The sequence below is a fragment of the Nitrospinota bacterium genome (genome assembly GCA_027619975.1).
Lineage (GTDB): Bacteria > Nitrospinota > Nitrospinia > Nitrospinales > VA-1 > JADFGI01.
In genome coordinates, this window is record JAQCGX010000062.1 from 1 (window position 1) to 7140 (window position 7140).

General features: G+C 49.0%; 5 protein-coding genes. 1 reads left to right on the plus strand and 4 read right to left on the minus strand.

Translation table 11 applies throughout. The features are described from left to right. Window positions 1–115: 115 nt before the first annotated feature. The 4 genes from pyrF to O3C58_13905 form a co-directional block, all read right to left on the minus strand. On the minus strand, window positions 116–886 hold the full coding sequence (gene pyrF / locus O3C58_13890) for an orotidine-5'-phosphate decarboxylase (GenBank protein MDA0692941.1): 771 nt from the start codon (window positions 884–886) through the stop codon (window positions 116–118). 348 nt (window positions 887–1234) lie between these two features. Next, entirely contained in the window at window positions 1235–2218 is a 984-nt protein-coding gene (locus O3C58_13895; protein MDA0692942.1) for an ATP-grasp domain-containing protein, read from the minus strand. A 22-nt stretch (window positions 2219–2240) separates the two neighbouring features. Beyond that, window positions 2241–2792 (minus strand): CoA pyrophosphatase, encoded by a 552-nt coding sequence (locus tag O3C58_13900; GenBank protein ID MDA0692943.1) that lies wholly within the window; start codon window positions 2790–2792, stop codon window positions 2241–2243. Window positions 2793–2824: 32 nt separating this feature from the next. Next, the gene (locus O3C58_13905; GenBank protein MDA0692944.1) at window positions 2825–3172 is read right to left on the minus strand and encodes an arsenate reductase family protein; all 348 of its coding nucleotides are present in this window, start codon (window positions 3170–3172) and stop codon (window positions 2825–2827) included. A 259-nt stretch (window positions 3173–3431) separates the two neighbouring features. On the opposite strand from O3C58_13905, the gene smc reads away from it, so the two are divergent. Further along, window positions 3432–6992 (plus strand): chromosome segregation protein SMC, encoded by a 3561-nt coding sequence (gene smc / locus O3C58_13910; GenBank protein ID MDA0692945.1) that lies wholly within the window; start codon window positions 3432–3434, stop codon window positions 6990–6992. The last annotated feature ends 148 nt before the right edge of the window (window positions 6993–7140 follow it).

Below are 7140 nucleotides of genomic sequence, written 5' to 3' on the forward strand. Positions count from 1 at the left end.
TTCTTAAATTAACAGTAAACTTGAAATTAACATTTTAAGGTCCCAAAAATAGTTTTTCAGCAACCTGCTAATCTAGTTGCAGGTTGCTATTCAGGAGACATTGGAAAACCGCGGATTACTTTTTATTCAACGACTGTAAAATCTCATCCACTATTCTATCAGCGGCCTCTTTGGGATCTTGTGCATCGCGGATGGGTCGGCCCACCACGATCAGGTCCGCCCCCCGTTCAATGGCCTGCCCTGGGGTGGTGATGCGACTCTGGTCGTCTTTTCCGACCTCGCTCCAGGCCGGGCGGATTCCCGGAACAACAGTCTTCATATGGGGAAAAACACTTTTAATTAACTTCACTTCCTCCCCAGAACAAATCACCCCTGCACAGCCTGAAACCTCTGCCTGCATAGCTCGTTCAATGACAATATTTTCTAGTTTGCTTAATCCATAAACCTCAGATCCTGTAAAACGATTTTTCTTTTTTTCCTCAATATTCTCTAAACTATACCTGCTTAAATCTTCTTCAGAAATACTGGTCAGTACCGTTACAGCAAGAACTTCCAGTCCAGAGTCTTTCACCTCTGGTGGAATTCCACGAAGAGCTTCGCCTTCTTCCAAATGAATGGTGACATACTTAACCTTATGGCTTGCCGCAGATATTAAGGCTCTGCTCAGAGTTGCAGGAATGTCGTGCAACTTGAGATCAAGAAATATATCGGCGGAACTGTTGTCCCGGACCACTTTGAGAACCTCCGGGCCTTCTTTGACGAACAGCTCCAGGCCCACCTTGAAACAACCGACTGAACCTTCGAGCAGTTTCACATACCTCTCAGCCTCTTTGCGGTCGGGAACGTCGAGCGCGAAGATGAGGCGTTTTCTGGCTTCTTCTATCAATGTAGGACACCTCTAAAAATTAGTTTTCACAGAAAATAGAATCGTGTGCAAAAGTTACTTAAATCAGTGGCACGGGCTATCCAGCCCGTGCGGACAGGATAACCTTTAAGGGTAGGTCGCCTGTCCTGCTAAAACAAAAGACGCTTCTTTGAATTGGCGATTCGGTGCCATTGTCAATTTTTAGAGATGCCCTGTATTTTCTGCGTTCATTATTTTTTCAATAACAAGATATTTGAGATCAGGACCGAATGACAGGATTTTTTAATCTGGGGCTCCACGCAACGCCACGGGCCGCCTGTCGGTCATATTAAAGTGGAACGTCCCGTTTGTAAAGCGGACCGCCTGAATTCACCTTTGTTCTTCATCCAAGCCTGTGTGCGAAAAAAAAGCGTCATGAAACCGGGTCATGACACTTCCGTCCTGGATCGAATTTATTTCGGCAAGTGGCCCTTCGTCACCCAGATCTCGATAGATACAGCCCGGCATGTCCCCGCCTGCGGCGATAGTATGCCCCGCGCCACTGCCAAAGCGCAGATTGATGTCGGTAAAAAGAAGTTTGCCGTTTGCAGGACGAATGCCTTGCAGATTGGCGGGGCCCTTGAGCTTTAACAGCAACCCCACCTGCCGGACGGCTGCGATGATTTCCGGGTCCATGCAAATGCGGCTGACCATCACCTCCCCGCCCTGAACCGCCAACCGCTCCCTCGGAACAATAAGAAGCGGCTTGCCTGATTTGTCCGAAAACCAATCGACGGTGAACTCCTGCCCTTCAATGTACTTCTGCATTATATGACCGGGATATTTTTCCGCATAAAACTTCAGGTCACGTTGATTTTCAATGACAAAGTTATCCTTACCGCCTTCGCCCTGTCTTGGCTTGGCGATCAGAGGAAACTCAGAGGAATTGATGAACAAACCCACTTCCCCTGTCAAGGGAGAGAGAATTTTCTCTGCATTAAAAAATTTGGACAGTTTTAACTTGTCATGGCAAACCTCGATTGTGTCGGCATCCTGGAGGTATGCCAGAATATTTTCCCGCTTAAAATCCTGGCAATGGCGGTTTAAAAATTCCACCGCCTTGTTGGTCATCGGCAGGATAGTATGGATGGTTTCGCGCTCGCAGATATCGAGCAACGCTTGTTTGCAAGCGGCGTCTGCAAACAGAGGCAGGGGATATTCCACGTCCACCACCTTCAGGGAAGGGGATAAGGGATCGCTGTCCGCTCCCACCAGCTTCCCTGCAACCCTCAGCCGGACTTTTGCCGTCTGAAAAGACCGGATAAGAGATACCCGCCAGTGGGGCGCAAGCAAAAGCAGGTTGAGTTCCTTCATTCCGTATTCCTGCCAAAAAAAGTTAAATGAGGTTCAGGTTTTCAATCTGCAATAAAATTTTTGCTGAGGCCCCCCAGATGCGATGGTGCTTATAGATATAGACCACCATTTTATCCGACGCCTTGAAACCAACGTCCCGCTGTTGCGTGGAAAGCAAGGGCGCCAGAGGAATCTCCAGAACTTCGTGGACTTCATCGCTACTGGCTTTGATAATTGGCGGAAACTGCAAAATCGCCACAAAGGGAGTGATTTCAAACCCGGTTCGAGTTTCCACTTTGGGCAGACAACCGATGACCCGACAAGGGTCCACCTCAACTCCGATTTCCTCTTTAGTTTCACGCAACGCCGTGCACAGAAGGTCTTCATCCTGCTTTTCCACCACTCCTCCGGGAAAAGCAAGCTCGCCGGCGTGGACTTTCAAGTCAAGCGCCCGCTTGGTCATCAGCACATGCGTCTGCTGTATTTTTTTATATAAAATCACCAGCACCGCCGACCGTTGGGGATGCGGTTCCACCGGCTCCAGAACCACCGGGAAATGATTTTTCAATTGGGTTGTGATTAAAAAAAGATTCATTCTTCTATTCCGAAATCCAGCCTGCGTTCCAGTCAACTGCCCCAAACGGTATTATATTCCTCCAGGTCGAACCCCACCGTCACCCGGTCATTATCAACGGCAATGGGCCGTTTGATCAGCCGTCCGTTAGCAGCCAGCAAATCGATGGCCTCCGTTTCCGTCAGGGAGGCAATCTTATCCTTCATTTTAAGTTCCTTATACTGGACGCCGCTGGTATTGAAAAGTTTGCGCAGGCCTTTCACCTGCATCGCCCGTTTTAACACAGACTTGGGCGGCGGCGTCTCGGTGATGTCCAGGTCCGTATATTCTAAATTTTGACTGTCTAAAAAAGCTTTCGCTTTGCGACACGTCCCACATTTATTGTATCCATAAAATTTCATGAAAAGGAGTCTCCTTAAAAATTTCATTCTGGCGATATTGTATATCAAGACATTTTGGCTCCCCTAAGAAAATACGGGTCATTATTTTCAGGTGCAAAACGGCCTGAATCCACTTAAGCCCCTATATATTGTGCACCTTTACCTTCCACCCTACCAGAAATGGTATGATTTTTTCTTTACTTAGCCCCCTGATTGAGATATCTTCGGCCATTATACCGCATGATCAGGGATATTCTTCTCCACGAGTGTTTGCCAGCCGATGATTTTAAAAAGCTTGGAACTAGAGGGTTTTAAATCCTTCGTAGACGCAACCCAGTTGCATTTCAACAACGGGTTCACCGCTATTGTGGGTCCGAACGGTTGTGGAAAAAGTAATGTCTCCGACGCCATTCGCTGGGTCATTGGAGAGCAAAGCTCAAAATCCCTGCGCGGAACCAAGACAACGGATCTCATATTCAACGGCAGTGGTTCGCGCAAACCCGTCAACCGGGCGGAAATTTCCCTGACCCTTAAAAACGTCCCTGCCCGAATCCGCATCGCCAACGTCCCTAACCTTGCAGAAGAAGTGAAAATCACCCGGTGCTATCATCGTTCCGGCGAGAGTGAATTTTACATCAACCAGGTCCCCTGCCGGTTGAAAGACATCACCGATTTCCTGATGGACATGGGCATCAGCCCGAAAGTTCTGACGGTCATTGAGCAGGGCCATATTCAGGACATCATCACCTCCAAGCCGGAAGATCGGCGGATTCTCATTGAAGAGGCGGCAGGAATTCTGAAATTCAAGCACCGTCGCAATGAAGCCATCCGCAAACTGGGCGCTTCGAGTCAAAACCTGGAACGCATCTCCGATATCGTCCAGGAACTCAGGCGCCAGGCGGAATCCTTGAAACGGCAAGCCGCAAAGGCCGAACGCTACAAAGAGTACCAGTCTGAAATCAAAAACCTCTCGCTCAAATTATTTTCCTGGAAAAACAGCATCTTCCAAAGCGAGCTGAAAGAAATCGAAACCGTCTACAGCGCCCAGAACGAACAGAAAGCCCAGCAATCGGCCCGCTTTTCGCATCTGGAAAACCAAATCACACAATGGAATATTGATATCGACGCGTTGGCCGAGGCCCTGAGTGAAAAGAAAGATCAGGTGCATCAACTCACCAGTCAAATCGGAAAAAATGAACACAGCATTGAACTCAAGCAGTCGCAGAGCGCTCAGGCCGAACGCGATGTCAAGAGTGCGGAAGAAGAATCCGCACGGATGAATGAGCAAATAAAACATCTTGCCGCGCAGGCAGAAACCCGGCGCCAGGACTTGACAAGTGTTTCCAATGAGATCAATGAGCAGGAAGAAATCCTCAACCAGGGTAATCAAGAACTGGCGCAGGATAAATCCACCGTTCAGGAACTGGAAAAAAACGTCCGCGAGGAAGAAAAGAAAATCCTCGCCAATTTTCAACTCATTTCACAGAAAAAGAACGCCCTCACCGCGCTGGAAACCCGCAAACAATATCTGCAATCCCGCAATGAGCAACTGAACCGCGAGCACGAAGAGACCGAGGCGCAAACCAGCCAAAGCAAAGAAACCCTCCAGCAAACAGAAACCGAACATCAGGAAAAACTGCAGGAGTTCACCCGGCTCAAAGAACAGCAGACGACCCTGGCGCGTGAAAACAGCGAACTCCAGGACCAGCTGCAGACCAAGCTGGATGCATTTTCTTCCCTGAAAGAGAACACACTCACGCAATCCTCCGTGCTGTCCTCGCTAAAAGAACTCAGGAACAAATTTGAAGGATTTCAGGAGGGGGTAAAATCCCTCATGGCGGACAACACCAACGGCAACCCACTGCCGGGGCTCCGGGAAATTCTGGTCGATGTTCTGAAAACTCCCGCCGAATTTGAGACGGCGGTAGAAGCCGTATTGGGCGAAAAATTACAGAGCATCATCGTTGAGTCTTATCCCGATACCCTTGCAGCCATCCGTTATTTGCAGGAAACTCAGACGGGACGTGGCTCTTTCATTCCCCTCGAGCCAAAATCCTCGCCTCACCCTCCCCTGCATTTGAGCGGCAACCCCGCCGTTATCGGCAAAGTCCTGGATATGATCGAATGCAAGGACGAGTACCGCACCATCGTTGAAACCCTGCTTGGCAACGTGGTGATGGTGCAAGACCTCGAAACGGCCTTCAAGATGCATGAAGACGAAAATTTTAACAGCATTGCGGTCACTCGGAATGGGGAGATGATCGATTCCCAGGGCATGGTCACTGGCGGCTCGATGGAGAAAAATTCTTCCGGACTGCTCGCTCGCAACCGCGAAATCGAGGCCCTCACGGAGACCGTGTCCGGGCTTCAGGGTGAAATGCGGGAAGCCCAAAAAGATATCGACGACTTAAAAAACACATTATCAAAACGGAAAGATCAATTGCAGCAGATCGAAAAAACCGTTCGCGACATCGAGATGGCCAACAACAACCGGCAAAAAGACATACAGCAATTGACCAAAGAAGTCGAACGCCTGGCGCAACGATTTTCCACCCTTGAAAAAGAAAAATCCAGTATTGCTCTCGAGCTTAAAGAGTTGATCGAACAGCAGGAAAAACTTCAGGAAGAGGCGGCTCTCCAGGAAAGCGAAAAGGGACAATTCGAAGAAAGCATCGCCAACTTCCGTCGTGAAGTGGAGCAAAAGCGGAATGAACTGGAATCCCGGACCGCAGAAATCAACGCCGTCAAGGTTCGCATCGCCTCTCTGATCGGCAAACGGGAAAACACCCTCACTGAAATCAAACGGCTCGACCTGCAACAGGAAAACCATCGGCATCGGATCAAAAACCTGGAAGGCAGCCGGCAACTGGACGCCAGCAAAACAACCGAATTGCAGGCGGAAATTAAGTCGCTGGAAAAACAAATTCTGGAACAGGCTCGTGAAAAAGACCGACTCAATGAAGAAGTCATTCACGAAGATGAAACCCTGACAGAGAAAGAAGAATCTCTGGACCACATGGAAAAGGAAGCCAAAACCCTTTCCCGGCAAATTCAGGAAGTCACCGAGTCCATTTCCAAAATCGAGCTCAGGCAATCGGAACTAAAAATCCAGACGGCTCACCTGGAAGAAAAAGCCTACGACGATTTCAATGCCACCCGTGACGAAATGATGCGGGCCTATGATGAGAACACCGATGAAAAAGAAGCCGATGAACAGATTCGCAGCCTCAAGGATAAGGTCGCCAAAATGGGCGAAGTCAATCTCGCCGCATTATCGGATTTCCAGGAAACCAATGACCGCTACATTTTCCTGAATAGACAGCAGGAGGATTTGGAAGAATCCATTGCCATGCTGCACAACACTATCGAAAAAATCAACCGCACCACCAAACAGCGTTTCATCGAAACCTTTGCGCAGGTCAACATCAATTTCAAGGAAACCTTCGGGCAACTGTTCCAGGGCGGCAAAGCGGAACTCTCCATGACGGACGCAGCCAACCCACTGGAGTCCGGCATTGAAATCACCGCCAACCCGATGGGAAAAAGCATGCAGAATCTGTCGTTGATGTCCGGTGGGGAAAAATCGATGACCGCCATCGCCTTGATTTTTGCGGTCTTCAAAGTTCGGCCCAGTCCCTTTTGCCTCCTGGATGAAGTGGATGCCCCCCTCGATGAAGCCAACGTCATCCGGTTTCAGGAAATGTTGAAAGAAATGTCTCTCAACACCCAGTTCATTCTCATCACCCACAATCAAAAGACCATGTCGTTTGCCGATGTGCTTTACGGCATCACCATGGAAGAACGCGGTGTCTCCAAGGCCGTTTCCGTCCAGCTGAATTAAAGCCCGGCGTTTTTAGGGTATCTCTAAAAATTGACTAAATGCTCCTAATCGTCAACTTAAGGAGATGGCTTTGTTTTAGTGGAACAGGCGACCTACCCTTAAAGGTTATACGGAAGTGCGGAATTTAATTCCGCCTTTCCAGCCTGTT

Bases quoted from the DNA above. Each gene is read 5' to 3' on its own strand.
- O3C58_13895 (MDA0692942.1), bottom strand. From the start codon at position 2,218: ATGAAGGAACTCAACCTGCTTTTGCTTGCGCCCCACTGGCGGGTATCT.
- O3C58_13905 (MDA0692944.1), bottom strand. From the start codon at position 3,172: ATGAAATTTTATGGATACAATAAATGTGGGACGTGTCGCAAAGCGAAA.
- O3C58_13900 (MDA0692943.1), bottom strand. From the start codon at position 2,792: ATGAATCTTTTTTTAATCACAACCCAATTGAAAAATCATTTCCCGGTG.
- smc (MDA0692945.1), top strand. From the start codon at position 3,432: ATGATTTTAAAAAGCTTGGAACTAGAGGGTTTTAAATCCTTCGTAGAC.